Annotated in this window: 24 protein-coding genes and 1 other annotated feature; of the genes, 13 read left to right on the top strand and 11 right to left on the bottom strand. The window is 41.9% G+C overall.

What is annotated here, in order from left to right; genetic code table 11:
• The first annotated feature begins 33 nt into the window (after nt 1-33).
• From oppA to LGZ99_RS00820, 7 genes are all read left to right on the top strand, one after another.
• Complete coding sequence (gene oppA / locus LGZ99_RS00850) at nt 34-1,674, top strand: oligopeptide ABC transporter substrate-binding protein OppA (protein WP_036837106.1); 1,641 nt, start codon at nt 34-36, stop codon at nt 1,672-1,674.
• A gap of 85 nt (nt 1,675-1,759) precedes the next feature.
• The gene (gene oppB / locus LGZ99_RS00845) at nt 1,760-2,680 is read left to right on the top strand and encodes an oligopeptide ABC transporter permease OppB (RefSeq protein ID WP_021325326.1); all 921 of its coding nucleotides are present in this window, start codon (nt 1,760-1,762) and stop codon (nt 2,678-2,680) included.
• 14 nt (nt 2,681-2,694) lie between these two features.
• Nucleotides 2,695-3,603, top strand: coding sequence for an oligopeptide ABC transporter permease OppC (oppC, locus tag LGZ99_RS00840; protein WP_021325325.1), 909 nt, complete (start codon nt 2,695-2,697; stop codon nt 3,601-3,603).
• Nucleotides 3,604-3,612: 9 nt separating this feature from the next.
• Nucleotides 3,613-4,611: an ABC transporter ATP-binding protein gene (gene oppD / locus LGZ99_RS00835; protein ID WP_036837108.1), complete on the top strand. Its 999-nt coding sequence runs from the start codon at nt 3,613-3,615 to the stop codon at nt 4,609-4,611.
• Nucleotides 4,608-5,609, top strand: coding sequence for a murein tripeptide/oligopeptide ABC transporter ATP binding protein OppF (gene oppF / locus LGZ99_RS00830; protein ID WP_021325323.1), 1,002 nt, complete (start codon nt 4,608-4,610; stop codon nt 5,607-5,609). Before oppD ends, oppF begins: the two co-directional genes overlap by 4 nt.
• Nucleotides 5,610-6,016: 407 nt before the next feature.
• Entirely contained in the window at nt 6,017-6,964 is a 948-nt protein-coding gene (locus LGZ99_RS00825) for an HEXXH motif domain-containing protein (protein WP_036837110.1), read from the top strand.
• Nucleotides 6,952-8,166, top strand: coding sequence for an MFS transporter (locus LGZ99_RS00820; RefSeq protein ID WP_036837112.1), 1,215 nt, complete (start codon nt 6,952-6,954; stop codon nt 8,164-8,166). Before LGZ99_RS00825 ends, LGZ99_RS00820 begins: the two co-directional genes overlap by 13 nt.
• A 28-nt stretch (nt 8,167-8,194) precedes the next feature.
• Here the strand turns inward: LGZ99_RS00820 and LGZ99_RS00815 are convergent, their stop codons facing one another.
• Nucleotides 8,195-8,524, bottom strand: coding sequence for an HI1450 family dsDNA-mimic protein (locus LGZ99_RS00815; RefSeq protein WP_021325320.1), 330 nt, complete (start codon nt 8,522-8,524; stop codon nt 8,195-8,197).
• A gap of 112 nt (nt 8,525-8,636) precedes the next feature.
• Nucleotides 8,637-10,097, bottom strand: coding sequence for a cardiolipin synthase (cls, locus tag LGZ99_RS00810; RefSeq protein ID WP_021325319.1), 1,461 nt, complete (start codon nt 10,095-10,097; stop codon nt 8,637-8,639).
• 241 nt (nt 10,098-10,338) lie between these two features.
• On the opposite strand from cls, the gene LGZ99_RS00805 reads away from it, so the two are divergent.
• A complete protein-coding gene (locus tag LGZ99_RS00805; protein ID WP_023045275.1) occupies nt 10,339-10,521 on the top strand; it encodes a YciY family protein in 183 nt (60 codons plus the stop codon).
• 102 nt (nt 10,522-10,623) lie between these two features.
• The gene (gene tonB / locus LGZ99_RS00800; protein ID WP_021325317.1) at nt 10,624-11,310 is read left to right on the top strand and encodes a TonB system transport protein TonB; all 687 of its coding nucleotides are present in this window, start codon (nt 10,624-10,626) and stop codon (nt 11,308-11,310) included.
• Nucleotides 11,311-11,372: 62 nt separating this feature from the next.
• Here the strand turns inward: tonB and yciA are convergent, their stop codons facing one another.
• Together yciA and LGZ99_RS00790 are read right to left on the bottom strand one after the other, a co-directional pair.
• Nucleotides 11,373-11,810, bottom strand: a complete 438-nt coding sequence (gene yciA / locus LGZ99_RS00795) for an acyl-CoA thioester hydrolase YciA (RefSeq protein ID WP_039878806.1) — start codon at nt 11,808-11,810, stop codon at nt 11,373-11,375.
• A gap of 77 nt (nt 11,811-11,887) precedes the next feature.
• On the bottom strand, nt 11,888-12,424 hold the full coding sequence (locus tag LGZ99_RS00790; protein ID WP_023045278.1) for a septation protein A: 537 nt from the start codon (nt 12,422-12,424) through the stop codon (nt 11,888-11,890).
• Nucleotides 12,425-12,649: 225 nt separating this feature from the next.
• Here LGZ99_RS00790 and LGZ99_RS00785 point away from each other — a divergent pair, with 225 nt between their 5' ends.
• The 3 genes from LGZ99_RS00785 to LGZ99_RS00775 all read left to right on the top strand — a co-directional run bounded on the left by LGZ99_RS00785 (nt 12,650) and on the right by LGZ99_RS00775 (nt 15,462).
• Nucleotides 12,650-14,362, top strand: a complete 1,713-nt coding sequence (locus LGZ99_RS00785; protein ID WP_036837114.1) for a SulP family inorganic anion transporter — start codon at nt 12,650-12,652, stop codon at nt 14,360-14,362.
• 10 nt (nt 14,363-14,372) lie between these two features.
• Nucleotides 14,373-14,612, top strand: coding sequence for an HVO_A0114 family putative DNA-binding protein (locus LGZ99_RS00780; RefSeq protein ID WP_327078665.1), 240 nt, complete (start codon nt 14,373-14,375; stop codon nt 14,610-14,612).
• 319 nt (nt 14,613-14,931) lie between these two features.
• Entirely contained in the window at nt 14,932-15,462 is a 531-nt protein-coding gene (locus LGZ99_RS00775; protein WP_036837116.1) for an Ail/Lom family outer membrane beta-barrel protein, read from the top strand.
• Between the two features lie 205 nt (nt 15,463-15,667).
• On the opposite strand, the gene LGZ99_RS00770 is transcribed toward LGZ99_RS00775, so the two are convergent.
• Entirely contained in the window at nt 15,668-16,432 is a 765-nt protein-coding gene (locus tag LGZ99_RS00770) for a YciC family protein (RefSeq protein WP_036837120.1), read from the bottom strand.
• Between the two features lie 437 nt (nt 16,433-16,869).
• On the opposite strand from LGZ99_RS00770, the gene ompW reads away from it, so the two are divergent.
• Nucleotides 16,870-17,511, top strand: a complete 642-nt coding sequence (gene ompW / locus LGZ99_RS00765; protein WP_021325838.1) for an outer membrane protein OmpW — start codon at nt 16,870-16,872, stop codon at nt 17,509-17,511.
• A gap of 73 nt (nt 17,512-17,584) precedes the next feature.
• Here the strand turns inward: ompW and trpA are convergent, their stop codons facing one another.
• From trpA to LGZ99_RS00735, 6 genes are read right to left on the bottom strand one after another with little or no spacing between them, the layout of a single operon-like run.
• A complete protein-coding gene (trpA, locus tag LGZ99_RS00760) occupies nt 17,585-18,391 on the bottom strand; it encodes a tryptophan synthase subunit alpha (RefSeq protein WP_036837122.1) in 807 nt (268 codons plus the stop codon).
• On the bottom strand, nt 18,391-19,581 hold the full coding sequence (gene trpB, locus LGZ99_RS00755; protein ID WP_021325836.1) for a tryptophan synthase subunit beta: 1,191 nt from the start codon (nt 19,579-19,581) through the stop codon (nt 18,391-18,393). Before trpB ends, trpA begins: the two co-directional genes overlap by 1 nt.
• Before the next feature lie 34 nt (nt 19,582-19,615).
• Entirely contained in the window at nt 19,616-20,980 is a 1,365-nt protein-coding gene (gene trpCF, locus LGZ99_RS00750) for a bifunctional indole-3-glycerol-phosphate synthase TrpC/phosphoribosylanthranilate isomerase TrpF (RefSeq protein ID WP_262978796.1), read from the bottom strand.
• 2 nt (nt 20,981-20,982) lie between these two features.
• Nucleotides 20,983-21,981 (bottom strand): anthranilate phosphoribosyltransferase, encoded by a 999-nt coding sequence (gene trpD, locus LGZ99_RS00745; protein WP_036837126.1) that lies wholly within the window; start codon nt 21,979-21,981, stop codon nt 20,983-20,985.
• Between the two features lie 15 nt (nt 21,982-21,996).
• On the bottom strand, nt 21,997-22,575 hold the full coding sequence (locus LGZ99_RS00740; protein WP_023045287.1) for a glutamine amidotransferase-related protein: 579 nt from the start codon (nt 22,573-22,575) through the stop codon (nt 21,997-21,999).
• The gene (locus tag LGZ99_RS00735; RefSeq protein ID WP_262978795.1) at nt 22,575-24,161 is read right to left on the bottom strand and encodes an anthranilate synthase component 1; all 1,587 of its coding nucleotides are present in this window, start codon (nt 24,159-24,161) and stop codon (nt 22,575-22,577) included. The genes LGZ99_RS00740 and LGZ99_RS00735 overlap by 1 nt, the downstream gene beginning before the upstream one ends.
• Before the next feature lie 28 nt (nt 24,162-24,189).
• Nucleotides 24,190-24,290 (bottom strand) — a sequence feature (Trp leader region).
• Nucleotides 24,291-24,937 lie beyond the last annotated feature (647 nt).

Below are 24,937 nucleotides of genomic sequence, written 5' to 3'. Positions count from 1 at the left end.
AAGTCCGACGATGTAAAATTGGAGTAGAAAAAGATGATAAACACAACTAAGAATAAATTACTTACTGTCAGCATCAGTGCTGTACTAAGTATGGTAGTGGCGAGTCAGGTATTTGCTGCAAAAGTGCCAGATGGTGTTCAATTAGCTGATAAACAGGTGTTAGTCCGTAATAACGGCTCTGAGCCGCAATCGCTGGACCCACATAAGATTGAAGGGGTGCCGGAATCACATTTAGCCCGTGATCTGTTTGAAGGTGTTGTAATCGTTGGGCCGTATGGTGAAATTTTGCCGGGTTCTGCAACCAGTTGGGAAAATAAAGACTTTACCGTTTGGACATTCCATATGCGTAAAGATGCTAAGTGGTCTAATGGTGACCCTGTCACTGCTCATGATTTTGTTTACAGCTGGCAGCGTTTGGCTGATCCTAATACAGCTTCTCCTTATGAAAGTTATCTCCAGTATGCCCATATCACGAATATTGATGACATCATCAGTGGCAAAAAGAAACCGGATACTCTGGGTGTAAAAGCACTGGATGACTATACATTACAGCTCACATTGAGTGAAGCGGTTCCTTATCTGCCAAGGCTTTTGGCTCACTCTTCAATGTCGCCGGTTAATAGAGCTACGGTGGAAAAATATAGCGAAAAGTGGACTCAGCCGCAGAATTTTGTAGGTAATGGCGCTTACAAGTTGAAAAACTGGGTGGTCAACGAACGTATTGTGATGGAACGTAGTCCAACATACTGGGATAACAAAAATACTGTTATTGATCAGGTCACTTTCCTGCCAATTTCTTCAGAAGTAACAGATGTAAACCGTTATCGCAGTGGTGAAATTGATATGACCCACACTAATTTGCCGATTGAACTGTTTCAGAAACTGAAAAAAGAAATTCCGAACGAATTGCGTATTAACCCACAGTTATGTACTTATTACTACGAAATTAATAACGAAAAACCGCCATTTAATGATCCTCGCGTCCGTACTGCATTAAAATTGGCTATGGACCAAGACATTGTGACCAATAAAGTCAAAGCACAGGGTGATATCCCTGCTTACGGTTTTACACCGCCGTTTACTGATGGTATGAAAGAGGTAAAACCAGCGTGGTTTACTGAGTGGAACCAGGAAAAACGTAACCAGGAAGCCAAAAAATTACTGGCTGAAGCGGGTTATACTAAAGATAATCCATTGAAATTTAACTTGCTTTACAATACCTCCGATCTACATAAAAAAATTGCCATCGCAATAGCTTCGGTCTGGAAGAAGAATTTAGGTGTTGATGTTCGTTTGGAAAATCAGGAGTGGAAAACCTTCCTTGATACCCGACATCAGGGCAATTACGATGTAGCCCGTGCTGCCTGGTGTGCCGATTACAATGAACCTTCTTCATTCCTTAATATGTTACTTTCTTACAGCAGTAATAACACCTCTCATTATAAGAACAGTGAATTTGATAAGCTGATGAAAGAATCCCTGCAAGTAAAAACTGATGATGAGCGTGCGGCCGTTTATCAAAAGGCAGAAGCACAGCTAGATAAAGATTCAGCCATTGTTCCCCTTTATTACTATGTGAATACCCGGTTAGTGAAGCCCTATGTTGGTGGTTATACAGGGAAAGATCCTTTGGATAATCTACACACCAAAGATTTTTATATTATCAAACACTAATAGTTGCAGGGCGGCCCGGCAAGGGCTGCCTTAGTGTCAGATTATTTTAAGGCCAGGGTTTAGGGCCAACACATAGGAACGGGCGATGCTTAAATTTATTTTACGCCGTTGTTTAGAGGCGATCCCGACACTTTTTATTCTTATCACTATTTCGTTTTTCATGATGCGGCTAGCGCCAGGCAGCCCATTTACCGGTGAGCGGAAATTGCCACCAGAAGTGATGGCGAATATTGAAGCGAAATATCATCTGAATGACCCCATGTATAAGCAATATTTTGATTACTTAATCCAGCTTTCCAAAGGGGATTTTGGACCTTCTTTTAAATATAAGGACTACACAGTTAACGATCTGGTCGCGACGGCATTTCCGGTATCGGCTAAATTAGGTGCATCGGCATTTATTATGGCGGTTGTGCTGGGGGTCAGCGCCGGGGTTATTGCTGCACTTAACCAGAACACAAAGTGGGATTATACCGTGATGGGATTCGCCATGACGGGGGTTGTTATCCCAAGCTTTGTTGTGGCGCCGTTATTGGTGCTGGGGTTCGCCATTCACCTTAAATGGTTACCGGGAGGGGGGTGGAATGGCGGAGCGCCAAAATTTATGATCTTGCCCATGGTAGCACTGTCTTTGGCCTATATTGCCAGTATCTCGCGTATCACCCGTGGTTCGATGATAGAAGTACTGCACTCTAATTTTATCCGTACTGCACGTGCCAAGGGGTTGCCATTACGTATCATTATATTCCGCCATGCCTTAAAACCTGCATTATTGCCGGTCATCTCTTATATGGGGCCTGCTTTTGTCGGTATCATCACCGGCTCAATGGTGATTGAAACGATCTTTGGTTTACCGGGAATAGGGCAGTTATTTGTTAATGGAGCGTTGAACCGTGACTATTCATTGGTATTAAGCCTGACGATTTTGGTTGGTGGCCTGACTATTCTGTTTAATGCGATTGTTGATGTGTTGTATGCCGTCATCGATCCGAAGATCCGTTATTAAGATTGGAGCGCGCAATGATAGTCAATAAACAAAATAGCGAAGCTCTGGAAAATTTCTCTGAGCAACTGGAAATTGAAGGCCGCAGTTTGTGGCAGGATGCACGACGTCGTTTTATTCACAACCGGGCAGCGATTGCCAGTTTGTGCTTGTTATCGTTGATTACTTTGTTTGTGATTTTGGCCCCGATGCTGGCCCAGTTTACTTACGATGATACTGACTGGGCTATGATGTCTATGCCACCTGAGTTTGAATCAGGTCACTATTTCGGTACTGATTCCTCTGGCCGTGATTTACTGGTACGTGTTGCTATTGGTGGGCGCATTTCATTGATGGTTGGGATTGCCGCAGCCTTGGTTGCCGTAGTCGTTGGAACTTTGTATGGGTCATTATCCGGTTATCTGGGTGGAAAAATAGACTCAGTGATGATGCGTCTGCTGGAAATTCTGAACTCATTCCCATTCATGTTCTTTGTGATCCTGCTGGTGACCGTCTTTGGACAGAACATTTTGCTGATATTTGTCGCGATTGGCATGGTGTCATGGCTTGATATGGCGCGTATTGTCCGTGGTCAGACACTGAGCCTGAGACGTAAGGAGTTTATTGAAGCGGCGCTGGTGTGTGGAGTGCCAACCCGTTACATCGTGTTACGCCATATTGTCCCTAACGTATTGGGTGTGGTGGTGGTTTATGCATCTTTATTAGTTCCAAGCATGATTCTGTTTGAATCATTTTTGAGCTTTCTAGGATTGGGAACTCAGGAGCCATTAAGCAGTTGGGGAGCATTGTTAAGTGATGGTGCGAATTCGATGGAAGTTTCCCCATGGTTGCTGATGTTTCCTGCCGGTTTTTTGGTGGTGACACTGTTTTGTTTTAACTTTATCGGCGATGGCCTGCGTGATGCCCTCGATCCGAAAGATCGTTAAGGAGGTAACATGAACAGCGTTAAAAACCAGAAAAGTTCTGAGCCGTTGTTAGTTGTTAAAGATTTGGACGTGACTTTTAGTACCCCGGATGGGGATGTTACCGCGGTGAACAAGCTGAATTTTGATTTACGGGCAGGGGAGACACTGGGAATTGTCGGTGAATCTGGTTCTGGGAAATCACAGACCGCTTTTGCTCTGATGGGATTGCTTGCCAGAAACGGTACGATTGGCGGCTCTGCTATTTTTAATGGCAGGGAAATTCTTAACTTGGAAGAGAAAGAACTTAACCGCATGAGAGCGGAAGAAATATCAATGATATTTCAGGACCCAATGACCTCTCTCAATCCCTATATGCGCATTGGTGATCAGCTCACAGAAGTATTAATGTTGCATAAACGTATGAGTAAAAGTGAAGCATATCTTGAATCGATTCGGATGTTGGATGCCGTCAAAATGCCGGAAGCGCGTAAACGTATGAGCATGTACCCTCATGAGTTTTCTGGTGGAATGCGTCAGCGCGTGATGATTGCAATGGCATTGTTATGCCGGCCAAAATTGTTGATTGCTGATGAGCCGACAACCGCACTTGATGTTACGGTTCAGGCACAGATTATGACTCTGCTGAATGAACTGAAACAGGAATTTAATACCGCGATTATTATGATTACCCACGATTTGGGGGTAGTTGCCGGTATTTGTGACAAAGTGCTGGTGATGTATGCTGGGAGGACTATGGAATATGGCACGGCTCGCGAAGTGTTTTATCAACCAACACATCCTTATTCTATTGGCCTTCTTAATGCTGTACCTCGTCTTGATGGTGATGAAGAGTCATTGACGACAATTCCTGGGAATCCGCCTAATTTAATACGGTTGCCGAAAGGGTGTCCGTTCCAGCCCCGCTGTCAGTTTGCAGTAGACCATTGCGTAGATTGTGAACCAAAGCTAGAGGCATTTGACAATGGGCGTTTGCGAGCTTGTTTTAAAGCGCCGGGAGAATTGGTATGAGTCCGATTGAAGAAAGACGCGTGTTGCTGGAAGTGGCCGATCTGAAAGTTCACTTTGATATCAAAGATGGCAAACAATGGTTTTGGCAACCAGCAAAAACCCTGAAAGCGGTTGATGGCGTTACATTAAGGTTATACGAAGGGGAAACCCTTGGTGTGGTTGGTGAATCTGGTTGTGGTAAATCGACTTTTGCTCGTGCAATTATCGGATTGGTCAAGTCTTCTGGTGGTTCAGTAACTTGGTTGGGAAGAAGCCTGCTGGATATGAATGATAAACAGTGGCGGAATATTCGCAGCGATATCCAGATGATATTCCAGGATCCATTAGCATCTCTGAACCCGCGAATGACGATTGGCGATATTATTGCAGAGCCACTGCGTACTTATCATCCCAAGATGAAAGAGCTGGAAATCAAGGACCGGGTAAAAGCAATGATGATGAAGGTTGGATTGCTGCCGAATCTGATTAACCGTTACCCGCACGAATTCTCTGGCGGTCAGTGTCAACGTATCGGCATTGCCCGTGCGCTTATTCTTGAACCTAAATTGGTGATTTGTGATGAGCCGGTATCTGCACTTGATGTATCCATTCAGGCTCAGGTAGTGAACCTGTTGCAGGAATTACAACGGGAAATGGGGCTGTCGCTGATTTTTATCGCCCATGATCTTGCGGTGGTTAAGCACATATCTGACCGTGTATTGGTGATGTATCTTGGGCATGCGGTGGAATTGGGTACTTATGATGAGGTTTATCATAATCCACAGCACCCTTATACCAAAGCATTGATGTCGGCAGTGCCGGTGCCTGATCCGGATAAAGAACGAAATAAGCATATTGAGTTACTGGAGGGGGAATTACCGTCACCGATTAATCCGCCATCAGGTTGTGTTTTCCGTACACGTTGTCCAATGGCAGATCCTGAATGTGCTAAGACCCGGCCATTGATGGAGGGAAGTTTCCGTCATGCAGTGTCTTGCTTGAAGGTTGATCCATTATAAATTGTTGGTGACGTTGTCATATTAGGTGGTGTGCCTTACTTGGTAATCTATTGATTTTTGCTTATAACTCAATGAAATTATTGATGTAGTGTATTATCCACTATAATATAGAGTATAAAAAATTAAAAACATTGACTTTAATAAAATAACGTGGTAAATGTTACGATGCATTGTCATAAATATTAATTAAATTAATGTTTTTGGTGTATTGGTATAATTGAACTTTACTTAAGCAAAGGAGACGTCAATATGAACAATATCGATCTTTCAAAATTGTTTATCCCAAAAGGTCATTTGTACACTGCTGTTGTTATCATCAATTTAAAGTGAGTGTTATCTAACGTCATTAAAGTGTCCAAATGGAATCATCTGGACACTTTAATATCTTTATTAATAAGGAGTTTGTCATGATTACTGTCATTGAGAAGAATAAGGCATTTTTTGAAGATGAAGTGTTGTCTTCATTAAAGTATTTGTCTGAAAACTTCAATATTGCCTTCAACGATGAGTTAAAAATAAATTATAACTGGAAAGTTTTTGCCAACTACTTTTTGTGTGTTGATGCGATAAAAGAGCAAAACCAAAAAAATGCAGAAAATTTCTTAAAATCTGCATTAGATCACTTATCTGTTCACAATCCTAATACATTGGTCCCTAGTAGACCGGAAATATTAGTTATTACTAATGCTAACATCTCGGAATATATATCAAAAACTTTAAAAGATATCTATGATAAACCGGATAATGACATCAATGATGATGGTGTTTATGCATTCGGCCCATTCACGGGAAACTCAGAAGAAGAGATAGTTAAAATACATCAATCGTTGGATCTCATGAAATCTGTTTCACCCTACTACTACGATTTTGTCAATTCGTTAATAAAGCATATTGTCTTGGTCGGTCAAACTGAACGTGGGGGCATAAAATCGGGATCAACATTAAAAGCGTTGGGATGCATAATTATTTCTCCCAATACGAAGGAAGAGATCAGCTCAATAAACCAATATATTGAAGATTTGGTTCATGAGGCATCACACTCAAAATTATTTTTAGAGCAAACCAAAGATCAGCTTGTCAACAATCCTATAGAAAATCTCTATACGGCACCATTCAGAAAAGACAAAAGGCCAATGTCAGGTATTTATCATGCCAATTATGTGCTTGGTAATATTGTGTCTTATTTCAGACAAGCTGTTAAAGCAGATCCCAATAGCAATGAGAAGTTCTTGGAAAGGGCATTAACTCGGTATAATGAAACATACAATATCATAGAGCAGTATGGTGACCTAACAGAAAGGGGTTATGCGATATTCAAGGAAATGAAGGAACGAGTTGACCAATGTTTAAATTAAAAAGTAGCCAATCATTATATTTTTTAATTTCATATATCCTCAACTCGATGAATAATTGGGTTTTTAAATTTATCGCTCCGTTAGTTCTTTATTCAGAAACAAAATCATTGCAAATGATGACGATTAGCTATGGATTGCTGTTTACACCAAATATCATTGCCCCTCCAGTAGCTAATCTGCTCGAAAACAGGCTTGCAAAAAAAGCAAGCCTATTAATACTGAATTTAATTGGCTTGCTTTTATGTCTCTTTTCCTATACCTATTTTGAGATTAATTTTAATAACCTTGTTTTCTTTATGGTGGTATTTTTGTTATCATCCATTCTTATCTTGTATCAAACCATTATCCACAGTACATTGAAAGAGATATTACCACATAAAGAAGACATGGAAGAAATGAGCAGGAAAATTGCTTTTGTCGATAGCCTGTTTCCTGCTATAGGGCCAATTATCGGCGCAACTATATTAAGTTATTTAGGTTATAGCAATGTATTTATTATCATTGGTGTCATATATGTGGTTTCTATGTTTATTTTAACTAAAATAAACATAGGGTTAAGAGTAAAAACCACCGGTGAGCATTTCATCTTAAAAACCATCAAAGGTTTTAAACTTATTAAAGATAATTTATTTGTTAATTATTTATTGAGGCGTTTTTTCTTTTCAAACATAGCCTTACATGGATTCCAATCTATACTGACATATTTTTTAATCGAAAGATTCAATTTGACGGATATACAATTAGGATTGTTTTTTGCTATATCCACGGTCGGGTTAATTATAGGAGTAAGGATCGGCAGGATTATTTATAAGAACAATGTTAACAAATGGCATTTGATTTCCATTACAGGGATAATATGTGCTCTGTGTTTAATTTGTATACCTATAGCTAATAACATCTATATTGCATCAATAGCGTGGAGCGTTGTTATGTTATTGAGTGCCATCAACTTAATTGTTTTTTATACTGAACGACAGACTCATTATCACCAAGATGAAGTGGTGAGTGTTATTTCTGCATCTTACATGATTATCTATTCTGCAATACCGTTTGGCTCTGCTGTTTCTTACATTCTGTCACGTTACATGCAATCAAATGATGCAATGATTACATTAGGCACTTATTTACTTATCGTCAGCATCTATTTCTTATATGAGGCGCTGAGGAGTACAAAAATAAAAGATGAAATTGATGTATCTTAATATTGTCTGTACTCTATTGTCGCTACAATTACTCTTTCCACAAAATATGGCAAATCTGGTGAGATTTTTCCCGACAAATCAGAATACGGGCAAAAATATCATTAATTTCAGCATCCTCAGATTCAGCTAGCCCGATAATCACCTCTGCGAAAAAATCAGGGTTTAGATCGAACTCCACATGTTCCAGCCAATCCTCTGAAGGAGCCAGTAATTCTGCGCCGCCCCGTATTTCGAATTGTAAGCTGAATAGCAAAATATCCGCGGGATCAAGATTGGATGAAGCCAGCTCAAGAAAGATGTCATACGCTTTCTCAAGGGTTTCATCTTCTGTCATTCGGTTATTGAGATCTAAATCCATTGTTTGTGAAGGTTTGTTGTCCATATCAATTCATTGGTCAGTAATGATGGGAGAATTAAAGCATGACGGAGTATTGATTGATACCCCCATCTTGTCAAGACGAGGGTATTGGTCACAGTAGTGGGCTGAAAAAGTAACAAATACGTTCAATTATCCGATGCCACAAAGGGCGCTGTTCCCATTCATGGATTTCCAGCAATGTAGAATGGGCCATGTAATCGTATTGCACCAGAGTCAGATCATTACCAAAGTTTTCATCATCAATAACCACAGTAATTTCAAAATTCAGCCACAGGCTGCGCATATCGAGATTAACTGAGCCAACCATACTGAGTTGACCATCAACCAAGATGCTTTTGGTATGTAATAAACCGTCTTCAAACTGATAAATCTTAACTCCCGCATTCAATAGTTCAGAAAAGAATGCACGACTTGCCCAGCGAACAAGGAAAAAATTGTTTCTGCGAGGAACAATAATAATAACTTCCACACCCCTTAAAGCCGCAGTGCAGATAGCATTCATCAAGTCATCACTGGGAACAAAATAAGGGGTGGTTAATATCAATTGCTTACGGGCAGAGAAAATAGCCGTCATTAAAGATTGTTGAATTAACTCTTCAGGGAATCCGGGACCAGATGCAATGATCTGAGTTGTATGCCCGCTGGCTTGTTCAAATGGCATGATATTGTTGTCTGGTGAGGGTGGAAAGATGCGTTGACCTGTTTCCATTTCCCAATCACAAGCGTAAATAACACCCATTGTCGTGGTAACCGGTCCTTCCATCCGCACCATGATGTCGATCCATTGTCCAACACCGGCGTCTTGTTTAAAGAAGCGTGGGTCTACCATATTCATACTGCCGGTGTAAGAAATGTAGTCGTCTATCAGGATAATTTTACGATGCTGGCGCAGATCCATCCGACGCAGAAATAAACGGAAGATATTGACTGGCAAAGCTTCAACAAATTCAATTCCCGCCTGGCGCATGATGTCCGGGTATTGGCTACGGCAATATAACCAGCTGCCGGCTGAATCCACCATAACACGGCATCTGACTCCGCGGTGTGCTGCGGCCATAAGGGCATCAGTCACTTGTTCAACCAAGCCGCCGGATTGCCAGATATAGAACATCATCTCAATGCTGTGTTTGGCATTTTCAATATCTTTGATGATGGTTTTTAGTGAGTTGTCATAGGTTGTCAGCAGTTGGATCTTGTTACCTTTAACGCCTTCAAGCCCTTGCCGCCGTTCGCAAAGCTGGAATAACGGTGTCGCGACTTCGCTATTTTCCGTGGCGAAGATATGACGAGATTTTCGCAGCTCTTCAAGCCATATTGCTGTTGACGGCCACATGGCTTTTGCCTGTTCAACTCGGCGTTTTCCCAAATGCAGCTCACCAAATGACAGGTAAGCGATAATGCCAACTAAGGGCAGGATATAAATAATCAGCAGCCAGGTCATAGCGGAAGTTACAGGCCGGCGTTTTATTAAAATACGCAAGGTGATACTGGCAACGATCAGCCAATAGAAGAAAATAGCAAGCCAACTTAGGACGGAATAAAAGGTTGTCATGTTCGGCAATCAATCCTGTTTTGTTCAGACATCTTTGGTGGCGTTTAACACGGTTTCCCCAAAACACGGGATTCTAATTAACCCGATGAATTTACCAAAAAATCGGCAATTATACTGCAAGCATCATACTTGATATTGGTTATTTCGCACTATATGACATAAAAAGTACTCTTCAGATACGCCTTGGATATCTTTTTTAAAGGCTTATAATGAGCATGATATTCTTTACAGGTATAGTTGTATGAAACATAGTCGGAATGAAGTAGGGCGGTGGCGGAGATTGCGTCAGCATTCCAACCGCCGTCGCCGTTGGCTGGAAGGGCAATCAAGACGTAATTTACGTATTTATTCACTACGTAAATTAGATGTTTATAAACAGCGGCGAGCTTTATTGTTTGTTCAACATAGTGTATGGACGCATTAAAAAAATAATATTTTTGGCCTTATATTCACGCTCAACTACAATCTTTATTGAATATGATTGCTATTTGCATTTAAACTAGCAGTTATTCGAGGATTGACTATTATGCTGCTAATCAAGAACTTTCTTATGCGTTGGATACATTGGCCAATATTATTATCAGTTTGTTTGCATATTTCTGTTGCTGCCGCACTTTTTTGTTCTGTGATACCGGAAAAACAGCCTGATGCTGTACTTATGTCTGTAGCTATGATTCAGTTAGCTGCTGAAGAAACCCCGGTTTCACAACCCGCGGCGCCTGAACCCGAGTCAGAGCCGGAGGAGCCGGAACCTGTTCCAGAGCCGGTGATCCCAAAGCCGGAGGTGAAGAAGCTGAAACCGAAACCGGAAGTGAAGAAGAAGGTTGTTAAAAAGCAATCGGAGCCAGTTGAGAAGATAACTGAACAATTGGAAAAGGAAAAGCCACTGGTTAACCGTACTGATAATAATCAGAATAAACCGGCAACTAATACGGTAACTAAATCACAGAATGGGCCAAAAGCATTAAGTAAAACGTTACCCATTTATCCATCCAGAGCGGCAGCATTGGGGATTGAGGGTAATGTTAGAGTCAAATATGATATTGATGAAGACGGCCGGGTAAAGAATATCGAAGTGATTGGCGCCAATCCGCCTAATGTTTTTGACAGGGAAGTAAAAAAAGCAATGAGAAAATGGCGCTTTGAAAAAATACCCGCGGTTGGCTATATCACAACAGTAGAATTCAAAATGACCGGTATCTCTCAATCCTGATCGGCGGGAAAATACAGATAAAAAAGGAGCATGATTTGGATGCTCCTTTTTTGCATTAATAATCAGGCTTGTTCGTCAGTGCTGCTGGTCAGTTGAAATTGGGTTTTGCCTTCTGGTAACTGGCGGGGGGTATTATCCTCATTAACAGCAACATAAGTGAATACCGCTTCGGTTGCACGATAGCGTTGGCCTACAGGCTCAGATGCTACTTTCTTCACCCAGACTTCGATGTTAATAGTAATCGAACTGTTACCGGTTTTGAGACAATGGGCATAGCAGCAGACGACATCACCAACAGCGACAGGTTTAAGGAAAGTAATACCATTTACTCTGACAGTGACAACACGGCCTTCCGCAATTTCTTTTGCCAGAATTGCGCCACCAATATCCATTTGTGACATCAGCCATCCACCAAAAATATCTCCATTGGCGTTGGTATCAGCGGGCATAGCCAGTGTGCGGAGGACTAATTCTCCGTTAGGTAATTGTTGTTGTGTCATTGAAAACTTTACTTTATTTGATGAAAAAACAATACTTGCCTACAGACGATAGCAGGCAGGTATCCATTTGAATAGGGTTACTTCTGTTCGCGTGGCAGGTGGCGATAAATATATACTACACTGAGCACGGTGAAAACCAGAGTCAGGGCAGTCAGACCAAATACTTTGAAGTTAACCCAGACATCTTGTGGTAACCAGAACGCGACATAAATATTGGCCAGTGCGCAGGCAATAAAAAACAGCGCCCATGCCATATTGAGTTTACTCCAGACAAACTCCGGTAAAATCAATTCCTTGCCCAGCATTTTTTGAATAAGTGGTTTTTTCATGAACCATTGGCTGACGAGCAAGGCTAATGCAAATAAGGCATAGATTGCGGTGACTTTCCACTTAATAAAGAGATCACTGTGGAAAGCTAAGGTCAGAGTGCCGAAAACAGCAACCATGATAAAAGTGATCAGAGATGATTTCTCTACTTTCCGGTAGATGAAATAAGTTATCGCTACAGCTAAACCGGTGGCGGCAATCAGTGCCCCGGAAGCATAGAAAATGTCATACATTTTGTATACAACAAAAAATACGACTAAAGGTAGAAAGTCTAAAAGTTGTTTCATGTTTGAACCTATTGTAATTCCGGCAGCTGACTCTATCCGATTTTGGTGGTTGAATATACTAAGCGGCAACAGTATGGCTTTTTTTATCGATAAATAAAGATTTTTATCGATCTGTTTCGCACAATTTTACCATAAAGAGCGGCGTAATTAACTTCCTGTTGTCAGTGAACATATAACACAGCATTATAGCTAAAACCCGTTGAAAAATAAGAGGGCATAAACCAGATGCAGTGGAAAAAACTACAGCGTTGGATGCCAGGGTTGGGCAATTTTTCTCATTATCGCAAAGAGTGGTTTAGTCATGATTTAAGGGCTGGGCTTTCTGTGGCCGCAGTAGCTCTGCCGATTGCTATTGCTTACGCTGAATTAATGGGAATAAGTGCAATTATCGGTCTCTATGCATGTGTCTTGCCAATGTTCACTTATGCGTTATTTGGCACTTCAAGACAGTTGATTGTCGGGCCGGATGCAGCAACGTGTGCCGTTATTGCGGCGGCAGTTGCGCCCTTGGTTTTTGGTAATGAAGATGTACGTTGGCAGCTGACGATCGTGATGACTTTAATGACAGGGATATGGTGTGTTCTCGCGAGTCATTTTCGATTAGGTGCGTTTGCTGATTTTCTTTCAAGACCGATCCTTAAAGGATTAATGAACGGTGTGGCATTGACAATCATGGTGGATCAGTTGGCTAAAGTCTTTGGCTTTGCCGGCGTACCCGTTGGGTTGATTGAACGGGTGATCGCATTACCTGCCAAATTAATGAGCACACATTTACCAACGTTGGCAATGTCGGTCGCGACAGTGTTGATTTTGCTTACTGCACGTTTCTTGCGCCCAACCTGGCCGGGGCCTTTGTTGGCAATGGTATTAACGACTTATGTCAGCTGGCAATTTGGGCTTGAAAAACAGGGTATTCAGATTGTTGGCAGTGTCAGCGGTGGAGGGTTGCCTGTTGTGCCAGTGCCTGATTTCCAACCTGGAATTATGCGTGATCTGGTTATCCCATCCCTGAACCTTGCCGTTATCAGTTTTGTCAGTTTTATGATGACGGCCCGTAGTTTTGCCAGCAAAAACGGCTATCAGATTGATGCGGATTCAGAGCTTAGGGCCTTAGGTATTGCGAACATTGCTTCTGCTTTATCACAAGGGTTTGCTGTCAGTGCTGCCAGCAGCCGAACTGCGGTTAATGATGCTATTGGTGGGAAAACTCAATTGGTTTCTGTGATTGCCGCTGTGGTTATCTTGCTGGTTTTACTGTTTATGACGGGTTTCCTGGCGCATATTCCATTGTCATCTCTTGGTGTAGTGCTGATTTATTCGGCATCATCATTGTTAAATTTACGGGGGATCTGGTCACTGCGGAAACGAAATCGTCAGGCATTCACTTTATCATTGTTTACCCTGATTTCAGTGTTGGTGGTGGGTTTGATTAACGGTGTTGGTTTTGCTGTTTTGCTTGGCTTATTGCAGTTTTTGCGAATTGTCTTCCGCCCGACAGATCAGCTTTTGGGCGTTAATGAACAAGGGATGATTCATTCCATTAACCAAGGCAATGAAATTAAACCGGTAGACGGTGTGATGATGTACCGGTTTAACTCACCATTAACTTATTTCAATGTCAGTTATTTTAAAAAACGGGTGTTGCAGCATGTAGACAGGGCGAAAAAGCGTCCGGGTTGGTTAGTTGTTGATGCGGCTGTGAGTTTTACTTATGACGATGTGAGTGTTTTTGCGGCTATTGATGAACTGATTACTGAATTGAAAGTAAAAGGTGTCACATTGGTGCTCGCTGGCCGACGGACAGAACTTACCCGCTGGATAAAACAAAATAAATTGAGAAGCAGTGATGACGATCTAGTTGTGGTGCCCGATCTCTATTTTGCCGTTCGAATGATTCAAAGTAAGCCCGAATGGTACTCTAATTACATTAAAAGGTAATGATTCATAGCTGTTCACTAATGAACAGAAACCAGAAACAATCGCAGAACTGGCCAAGCTGTCAGGGAGGCAACCAAGCAACTTGTCAGCTACGTTAAAGACGCTGAATCAACACGGTTTTGTCGCGCTGGAAAAAAATGGTAGAAGTGTAAAGCCAAAGGCGTTGTTTACTGATTTTGAAATAAAAATTGAGCAAGAAATAGTTGAAAGAGTTATGTCATCTTGTGGGGCTAAAAATATAGCGGCCTGAAGCAGCACATTTAATACAGTGTGATCCTGTTTATGACTTGTCAGCCCCATCGTTTTTACAACTATGGGGCTTGGTTGAACAATTATTTAGCCGTAATAACAGATAATAAAGCCAATTTGATAGATAATCATCTGTCTTCCTTTAAGGAAAGTATCTTTCTGTTAAAAAAGAGGAATACGACGGTAATGCTTAGTGTTTTGCTTTATTAAACGGGAAATTAACAATAAATGGAATTTCGTTGTTTTCTATTGGTTACTGATAAATAATACCTCCCCGTAATTATTTTTTTCTATATTTTATACAATATTAGGGATTTTCAATGAAAAGAACACTGGTAGCTTCAGTGGTGGCTGTTGGTTTATCTGTATTCGCATTTGCAGCGAATGCGAGCGGTGAAAGTACAATTTCTGGTGGCTATGCTCAGAGTCATGTAAAGTTTGATGGTGAAAAACTTGATGGTAATCCAAAGGGAAAGGGCTTCAACCTGAAGTACCGCTACGAGTTGGATAATAATTTTGGTGTTATTAGTTCATTCACATATACACACAAGGGTTTCGATGGATTTGATGTGAATTATTATTCCCTGATGGCGGGCCCTGCATATCGCTTTAATGAATATGTCAGTATATACGGTATGGTTGGTGCTGCGCGTGGAGAGCTTGAAATTCCTGTTTTTAATGGATCATATACCCAAGGTAAGACATCTGTCGGCTACGGATTGGGGTTACAGTTTAACCCTATGCCAAATTGGACTATTGATACATCCTATGAATACTCAAAATTTGGTGACGGCAAATTGGGTGACATCAAAGTAGGCACTTGGGTAGTTGGCGTAGGTTATCGGTTCTAATCGGAATTTGCTAATTTGTATTTAATTAGCAACCTCTTTCTACAGAAATTCCCTGTTGTATGGCAGGGAATTTTTTGCTCTTATCCAAATAGCAATAAAGCTCTTATACACAGCTGTACACGGATATAAACTGGCTCATGTTGTATTCTCTGTCAGCCCCATAGCTTTTATCGCTATGGGGTTTGTTTGAACGGCTATTTTATATTCATTTTTGTTGTGAAGAGGCAACCAGCATATATAACCTGAACAGATAAATTAGCAGGATGGCTGAGATCAGATTATTAAACACGCCAAGCATAATTCCCGCCATCTCACTTTGAATGAATGTCAGACGATCAATAATAAACACCAGCAAGAGCTTTGCGGTCAGCCATAGCAGAATTGCCGGAACCAGCAAGCGAATATTGGCAAATGCCAGTTTCCAGCTTATTTTCATCGACGCAAAAATACCACGACGTTCAGCGGTCATAATCACGGGTGATAAAGCCAAGGCGATAGACAAAATAATACCTGGTACCAGCATCAGCATTAAACCAAGTTGGATCAGCAAGGTGCAGATAAGCAGTAGCAGGAACAGTTTTGGTAATTGGCTTGCTGATAAACCAATTGCCTGTAATGAAGAAATATGATTTCCCGCTGAAATTGCCGTGACCAACGTCAATACACCACCAACCAGTAGCACATTGCCAATCATACTGGAGAAAATAGTTCCTATTCCCGCCCGCATGATCATTGATTGTTGCTCTGGGGTCATTTGGGACACCATATCCTGAATTCCGGCTTTACCTGAAGTTGCAAAAGTGAATTCTGCTTCTGTCAGCAGTTTCATCTGTTCGCTATCAGGGATAAACAGGTGCCCCAATAGGGTAGTCACTAGAGCCGCCAGAACGGCCAGAGTCAGAGTACTTAACAGTTGATTCTTGAAAAAGTTAAAACTGTCACGGTACAGGGTATTCGCCGTGATTGGCATGAAGACAGCTCCTATCAGGTTAAACAATAATACACAGCGGTTAATTGTACTCTGTTATGGGCAGATGTGGATAGCTGAAAGGAGATTACGCGGATAAATTAGTGATTGGCTGTGATTGTTGATGAAAGGGAAAAGTACTTCATATTATATTTTCAATATAAAAATAAACATAAATTTAACTTTGTTAAAACATCATGGAAATATAATCAGATGAAAGATAAAATGTTGGAGTTGGCATATAAATATAAAAAACATTCAAATAATTAATGATAAATATTGATTTGTGTCAATTTAAAATAATTCCAATTTGGAATAATAATATCGCAAATATACGATTTTTATTAAATTATTTAAAAGATGTGATCTATCTTGGATCATAATTTTAAATATATGGCTATATTTTTATTGACTTTTAAATCACAGGAATGGGATGAATAATGAAAAAATTTTCTGCATTTGTATTAGCAGCGGCAACTTTAGCACCATCGTTCGCTTTTGCTCATGAAGCGGGTGATTTTCTTTTCCGCACGGGTACTGCAACAGTAAGACCTAATACCGGCTCTGATAATGTATTAGGGGTAGGTTCTCTGAGTGCGGATAATAATACCCAGATGGGTCTAACCTTCGGTTATATGATTACCGATAATATTGGTGTTGAATTACTCGCTGGGACACCTTTCCAGCATCGGGTAAGTTTACCGGGTGCTGGTAATATTGCTAAAATAAAGAGTCTGCCACCGACATTAATGGCGCAATACTATTTCGGCTCTAAAGAAAGTCATTTCCGCCCTTATATTGGTGTTGGTTTGAACTATACCACTTTCTTTAACGAGAAATTCAATGATAATGATGCTGTTAAAGTCAGTAATTTACACAGTCTGGATCTGAAAGATTCCTGGGGTGTGGCTGGGCATGTTGGTTTAGATTATGAGTTAGATCAGAACTGGATGCTAAATGCGTCTGTGTGGTGGGTGAACATTGAAACTGATGTGAAATTCAAAGCAAACGATCGGAGCCATAAAATTGATACCCGGCTTGATCCGTGGGTATTTATGTTTGGTGTCGGTTATCACTTCTGATAAGAACCACCTCTGTTTAACATAAGTTGTTTGATATGAAAAGCATGGGGCAGATTTTGCCCCATTTTTTATACTACAGTTGAGTTGCAGATTTCATTATTGATACAAATTCAGTGAGTTTTTTCAGCATTATTTCTGGTTGAGAAAGATTTGCTTCAATAATTTTGATTACGGCAGATCCGGAAATTGCACCAGCAGCACCATTTGCTAACGTTTCTTTTATCTGTGCAGGTTCTGAAATACCAAATCCCTGTAATGGCGGTGCAGCATGATATTCCCGCAACTTATTGACTAAATGATTTAAAGGATGTTCAGCGCGTCTTTCTGTGCCGGTAACGCCGGCCCGGGATAATAAATAGGTATATCCCCGGCCATAAGAGGCGATTTCACGTAATAATTCATCTTCCGCATTCGGAGGGCAAATAAAGATAGGGGCAATACCATATTTCATCGCTGCGGTACGGAATAGTCGTGATTCTGATACAGGAACATCTGCAACTAATACAGAATCGACATCTGCATCTTTGCAGCGGCGATAAAACTCGTCTATGCCGTTATGAAAAATCAGGTTGGCATACATCAATAAACCAATGGGAATATCAGGATATTTTGTCCGAATTTTTGCTAATAGTTCAAAACAGAGAGTGGGAGTAACATTTGAGGAGAAAGCACGCAGATTGGCATTCTGAATTGTCGGGCCGTCAGCCAGCGGATCAGAAAAAGGAATACCTAACTCAAGGGCATCAGCACCACCGGCAATCAGTGCATCAATAATTTCCAACGATAATTCTGGGTTTGGATCGCCGAGTGTGACAAAGGGGACAAAAGCACCTTGTTTACGGCTTTCCAATTGTTTAAATAGCTGCTCGTAACGTTCCATCAGATTTCCCCCCTGGATTTTAAAATATCATGGACAGTAAATATGTCTTTATCACCGCGACCGGATAGATTGACGATCAGTAATTGCTCTTTATCAGGCGCTTGATGGATCATTTTTAAAGCATAAGCCAGCGCATGAGAGGATTCGAGAGCTGGAATAATACCTTCCTCACGGGAAAGCGTTTTGAATGCAGCTAATGCTTCATCATCAGTGATGGAAAAATAATCAGCCCGGCCGATACTGTTCAGATAGGCATGTTGAGGGCCAACAGAAGGGAAATCCAGGCCGGCTGAAATAGAGTAAGATTCTTCAATCTGGCCTTCATCTGTCTGCATCATGGGTGATTTCATCCCAAAATAGATACCTAATTCGCCATGTTTCAGCGGGGCGCCATGTTTGCCCGTTTCGATACCGTGTCCCGCGGGTTCAATACCAATCAGGCGTACTGATGTTTCAGGAATAAATTCGGCAAACATGCCAATAGCATTGGAACCCCCGCCGACGCAGGCCAGCACAGCATCAGGCAAACGTCCCTCTTTTGCCAGAATCTGGGCTTTGGCTTCTTCACCAATCATACGCTGGAACTCCCGAACTAGGGTTGGGTAGGGGTGTGGGCCCGCGGCGGTACCTAACAAATAGTGAGCCTTATCATAGCTGCCGGACCAGTCGCGCAGTGCTTCATTGCAGGCATCTTTTAGGGTTGCAGAGCCGCTGTGAACCGGGATAACTTCGGCTCCCATCAGACGCATACGGAAGACATTAGGGGATTGGCGCTCCACATCTTTAGCACCCATATAAATACGGCATTTCATATTTAATAGTGCGCAGGTAAGGGCTGTTGCTACACCATGCTGGCCGGCGCCGGTTTCCGCAATAATTTCATTTTTGCCCATGCGTTTCGCCAGTAATGCCTGACCAAGTACCTGATTGGTTTTATGAGCGCCGCCGTGTAATAGATCTTCCCGCTTCAGATAAAGGCGGGTTTTAGTGCCTTTAGTCAAATTACGGCATAAAGTTAATGCCGTTGGTCTGCCGGCATAGTTTTTCAGCAGATCCTGAAACTCTTGCTGGAATTCAGGATCTTGTTGAGCATCAATAAATGCCGTTTCTAATTGTTCAAGGGCGGGAATAAGGATCTGTGGCACAAATTGTCCACCGAAATCACCAAAATAGGGGTTAAGTTTACTCATTATTCTGTTTGTCCATTAATCAAAGAATCATTGTTTATTGGTAGCTTCGTAGACGCTGAAACACTTTACTCAATTTATGACTGCTTTTAATACCCGGCGCGCTTTCAACACCAGAGTTAAAATCAAGTCCGCAACAGCCATATTTTGCTGCCTGTTGGCAATTTTCTTCATTTAATCCACCTGCCAACATCACATTGTCGAGTGATTGTTTTTCAAGTAATTGCCAGTCGAAACTTTTGCCGGTTCCACCTTTGCCGTTATCAAGCAGATACCGATCAATATTTCCGGCTTTAGCGTGGAATGAATCTTTCGACATATCAATCGCTTTCCAAATCTGGCAGTTTTCAGGCAATAATTTCCGCAGTTCTTCAATATAAACTTCACCTTCTGCTCCATGTAATTGCACCGCAGCGAGAGACAGAGTACGAGCAGTATGATTGATAAATGCAGATGATTGATTTTGAAATACCCCCACATATTTGAGAGCTGCCGCATTGATGATTTGTTGGGCCTGTTCGATATTAATTCTACGCAGAGAATGCTCAACAAATATCAAACCACCATAAACAGCCCCTGCTTGTAATGCCGCTTTGGCGTCTTGTGGGCGGGTTAATCCACAGACCTTATTTTCCCCCAGAATCAGTTGACGTAATGCCAGATCCAGATTGGACTGGGACATCAAAGCACTGCCGATCAGAAAACCATTGGCATAATGGCTGAGTTCGCGAATTTGCTGATGCTGGTGGATGCCTGATTCGCTGATAACAATCGCTCCTTCCGGTAATTGTGGCGCAAGTTGTCTGGTACGGTTTAAATCTATGGAAAGATCTCTTAGATCACGGTTATTGATACCAATAATTTTGGCTTTTAGTGTGACAGCCCTGATCCGTTCTTCTTCTGAACTTACTTCTATCAGTACTCCCATATTTAGACTATGAGCGAGTTCAGACAGCATAATATATTGCTCATCGTCAAGAACCGACAGCATCAGCAGAATGGCATCTGCTTGATAATACCGAGCGAGATAAACTTGATAAGGATCGATAATAAAATCTTTGCATAGCACCGGCTGATGAACGGCATTACTCACCAGACGGAGAAAGTCATAGCTGCCCTGAAAATATTTTTCATCCGTTAATACTGAAATTGCAGCAGCATAAGGCTGATAAGTTTTTGCTATCTGGATGGGATCAAAATCCTGACGAATGAGTCCTTTTGAAGGCGATGCCTTTTTACACTCCAGAATAAAAACAGTCGGTTCACTGCTCAGCGCCTGATAAAAACTACGCTGGCTGGCAACAATAGAATCAATAAAGTTTTCCAAAGGTTGTTGTTGCTTGCGTCCAATAAGATATTCGGCTTTATCATTAACAATTTTCTGTAAAACGGTAGTTTGCATCATTAACTCCTTGCGGCAAGTGCGGTGACTCGTTCATAAGCCAGACCACTGTGAATGGTTTCAAGGGCTTGTTGAGTGTTATGACGTAAATTTTCTTGTCCATGAATTTTCATCAACAGGGCAACATTAGCGGCAACGGCATCAGCATGGGCTTTCTTACCCCGACCCTGTAACAATAAACTGATCATTTCACGGTTTTCTTCCGGTGCCCCCCCTTTTAATGCCGATATTGGATGGTTTTGTAAACCAAAATCTTCAGCATTTAATTGATAATGGGCAATTTCTCCATCATTAAGTTCTGCAACGATTGTGGGTGCATGCAGGGCAACTTCATCCATTCCACCACTGTGAACAACCGCTGCCCGCTGATAGCCCAGGACTTGCAAGGTACGGGCAATGGGGCCAACCAGCTCAGGGCTGTAAACGCCAATTAATGCCAACGGCGGGCGGGCCGGGTTAACCAGAGGGCCTAATACATTGAACAGTGTCCGGGTTTTCAGTTGCTGACGTACAGGTATCGCATGGCGGAATCCAATATGATACTGCGGCGCAAACAGAAAACAGATGCCGATTTCATCCAGGGCGTTGCGGGCACATTCTGCACTGACATCAAGCGTGATACCAAACGCGGCCAGCAAATCAGATGAACCGGAACGGCTGGAAACACTGCGGTTACCATGTTTGGCGACTTTAATATGACAAGCTGCTGCGACAAATGCACTGGCGGTTGAAATATTGATGCTGTTAGTTCCATCTCCCCCGGTTCCGACAATATCGCAGAAAGTGTAGTCCGGCCTCGGAAATGGCAGGGCATTTGCCAGTAACGCCTGTGCGGCTCCGGCGATCTCCTGTGGCTGCTCACCGCGCAATTTCATACTGATAAGGACCGCCGCGAGTTGCGGCTCACTTAATTTTCCTTGAATTATGGCGGAGAACAGTTGCTGGCTTTCTTGTTGTGTCAGTATCTGCGCACTGAACAATTTGTCGAAAATAGATTGCATTTTCATACCTCCTTTTTAATTCAATGCCCAGGCTAGAGTTTGTTCAAGTAATCTGGCGCCATGTGTTGTGAGAATGGATTCAGGATGGAACTGGAACCCACAAACCTTATGTTTGTCGTGGCGAACCGCCATAACGGTGTCGCCACAACGGGCAGAAATCGTCAATTCAGATGGAATTCTGCAACCCGCCAAAGAGTGATAACGGGCAACGGGCAAAGGATTATCCAGATCCGCGAACATAGCCTGATTATCATGTTCTGCCAGAGAAGCTTTGCCGTGCAGGATTTCATCAGCGGCAGAAATCTCTCCACCATAGGCTTCAATAATTGCTTGATGCCCAAGGCAGATGCCGATCACCGGAATTTTGCCGATGATTTTTTCAAGTAATTCAGGCATACAGCCCGCGTCAGAGGGTTTACCCGGCCCCGGTGAAAGCATCAGTAACGGAGAAGGCAGCGCCTTGAATTGCTGCATAATGATGTCAGTTGCAACGGTATTGCGATAGATAACAACCTGATGACCTTTATTGCGTAATTGATCGACGAGGTTATAGGTGAATGAATCTACGTTATCGAGCAGGAGAATATTCGCCATCAGAAAATCTCCTCTGCCTGATGTGCTTCAGCAATGGCACGAATGACGGCTCTTGCTTTGTTGCAGGTCTCTTCAGCTTCTGCCAAAGGAACGGAATCCAATACTACGCCAGCGCCGGCCTGAATCGTCGCTATGCCATCTTCCACGTAAGCGGAGCGGATAACGATACAATTATCCATATCACCTTTGCCGGTGAAATAACCGACTGCGCCACCGTAGCTGCCACGACGTTCATTTTCGTAATGGGCGATAAGTTGCATTGCCCGAACTTTCGGTGCGCCGGTAAGTGTTCCCATATTCATACAAGCTTGATAAGCATGGAAAATATCCAAGTCATGGCGTAATGTCCCGACCACACGGGAAACCAGATGCATGACGAAAGAGTAACGATCGACTTTTGTCAGATCAGCGACATAGCGGCTGCCGGGTTCACAAATACGGGCCAAATCATTACGGGCTAAATCAACCAGCATCAAGTGTTCAGCTAATTCTTTATGATCTGTACGCATCTCCAGCTCAGTCCGGCTGTCCAGATCTGCATCCAACTCTCCGGCAGCATTGCGCCCACGGGGACGTGTGCCGGCGATAGGGTAAATCTCGATTTGACGATTAGACGCATCATATTTCAGTGCGCTTTCAGGGGAAGCGCCGAACAGACAGAAGTCTTTATCCTGCATGAAGAACATATAAGGACTTGGATTGCGCTGTTTAAGTTTTTGATAAGCATTAAGCGGTGCTGGGCATGGCAGAGAAAAGCGCCGTGATGGCACCACCTGAAAAATATCTCCCTGGCGGATGTATTGTTGCAATTGTGTCACTATTTCTGCATATGTCTCGTCATCCTGATTACATGAGACTTTCATTGCCGGCAGCGAGATTTGTTGCACTGGCTCAGTGGGTTCTGTGATGAGTTTCGCTAATGTTTTCAACCGTTGCTTAAGACGTTGTCGTTCTTCTGGAGAATCATTGAAGAGACTGATTTGCAGGCGTGCACTTTTATTTTGATGGTCGATCACCATTAAAGTTTCTGCCAGATAAAAACAGAAATCAGGACAACGTTGAACGGTTTTTACTGTGGGTAACGGCTCAAACCCGGCGACCAGATCGTAGGAGAAAAGGCCGCCAACGAATATTGCTTCTGCATTGTTTTGCGATGGTAATTCGTTTTGCGATGGCAATTCTGCCAGAGAAAGAAGGGCACGTAGTGCATCAAATACAGATATGGCTTTCAGGCGACTATCTTCATCTATCATATTGTGATTGATTGGTGGAAAGATCAATTGAAGAGAATCGTGTGTCATTTCAGATTGGACATTGCTGGGAAATTTTTTAAGCAAAACCGGTAATAAATTTCGGCCATTTTCTGTCAAGGCGTCGAAATTGACTTGATTGCCGTTTGCGCTGATACGCAAGGCACTGTCGATGATTAACAGGCTTTTCAGGCTTTTTTTACTGTTAATTTCTGCCGATTCCAGCAATAACGTTGCCGGTCGCTGACTACAGAGTTGATTAAATAGCCGTGCAGGATCGGGCTGATAAGTTGTTTCCTGCTCAATAATTGTGAGTTTTGGTTGTTTATCCGTCATTTTTTCGTCCTGCTCATGAGTTATGCATATAAAAAAACCCGCCTTTTTGGCGGGTTCTGGTAATTTGGCACTGTGGATTTATGTGCGTGACCATACCGCCCTTAATGGGAAGTTGTGCCACCAACGGATAGACATCATAAATACAGTCATTTTCAGTGCCTCTTTCGCATTAAATATAGATGATATACGAGATAATACTGCCATTTCTTGTGTACTAGTAAACTGGAACGATGTTTGTGTGTCAAGAATTTTATGAAAAAAATTCTATTAAATTTTTGTCGGTTGGTTGGATAAGTACAACGGGTTATCAGGATAGAATCGGCTAATTCTGGTCGTTTGATATTAATAAATTTATTATTCTACTGTCATAAATAGTTAATATTATCATTTTATGATATCGCTATGGTGCATATTTAATAATATTACACATATCAATTTTATTCCATAAAAAACAGAATTTAGCTGTAGTGAATTTTACTTAAAAAGCATGATTGGCTGGCTTTTTATTGAGTCAATAGTCAGATGGCGAGAATAGACAATCAATTTTTATATCTGCATATGGAAAAAAGAGGTTTAACAAATATTACGGTAAGAAGTAGTATTCAGACCTCTAACATATCGTGTTACTTAAAGTGTGCATTTTCATGCATTTAAGCTATGTAATCCTTTGTATTCAATAAATTATAGGTATTCTTGGTGAGCGGTTTTTAATATGAATACTTATAGAACTCTACTGAATTCCGGCATAGATTGCCATGATGTAACTTTCTGATGTT

The organism is Photorhabdus temperata (genome assembly GCF_025384845.1).
GTDB lineage: Bacteria > Pseudomonadota > Gammaproteobacteria > Enterobacterales > Enterobacteriaceae > Photorhabdus > Photorhabdus temperata.
Note: the sequence above shows the minus strand (reverse complement) of the source record. Positions and strands in the feature narration are given on the sequence as shown.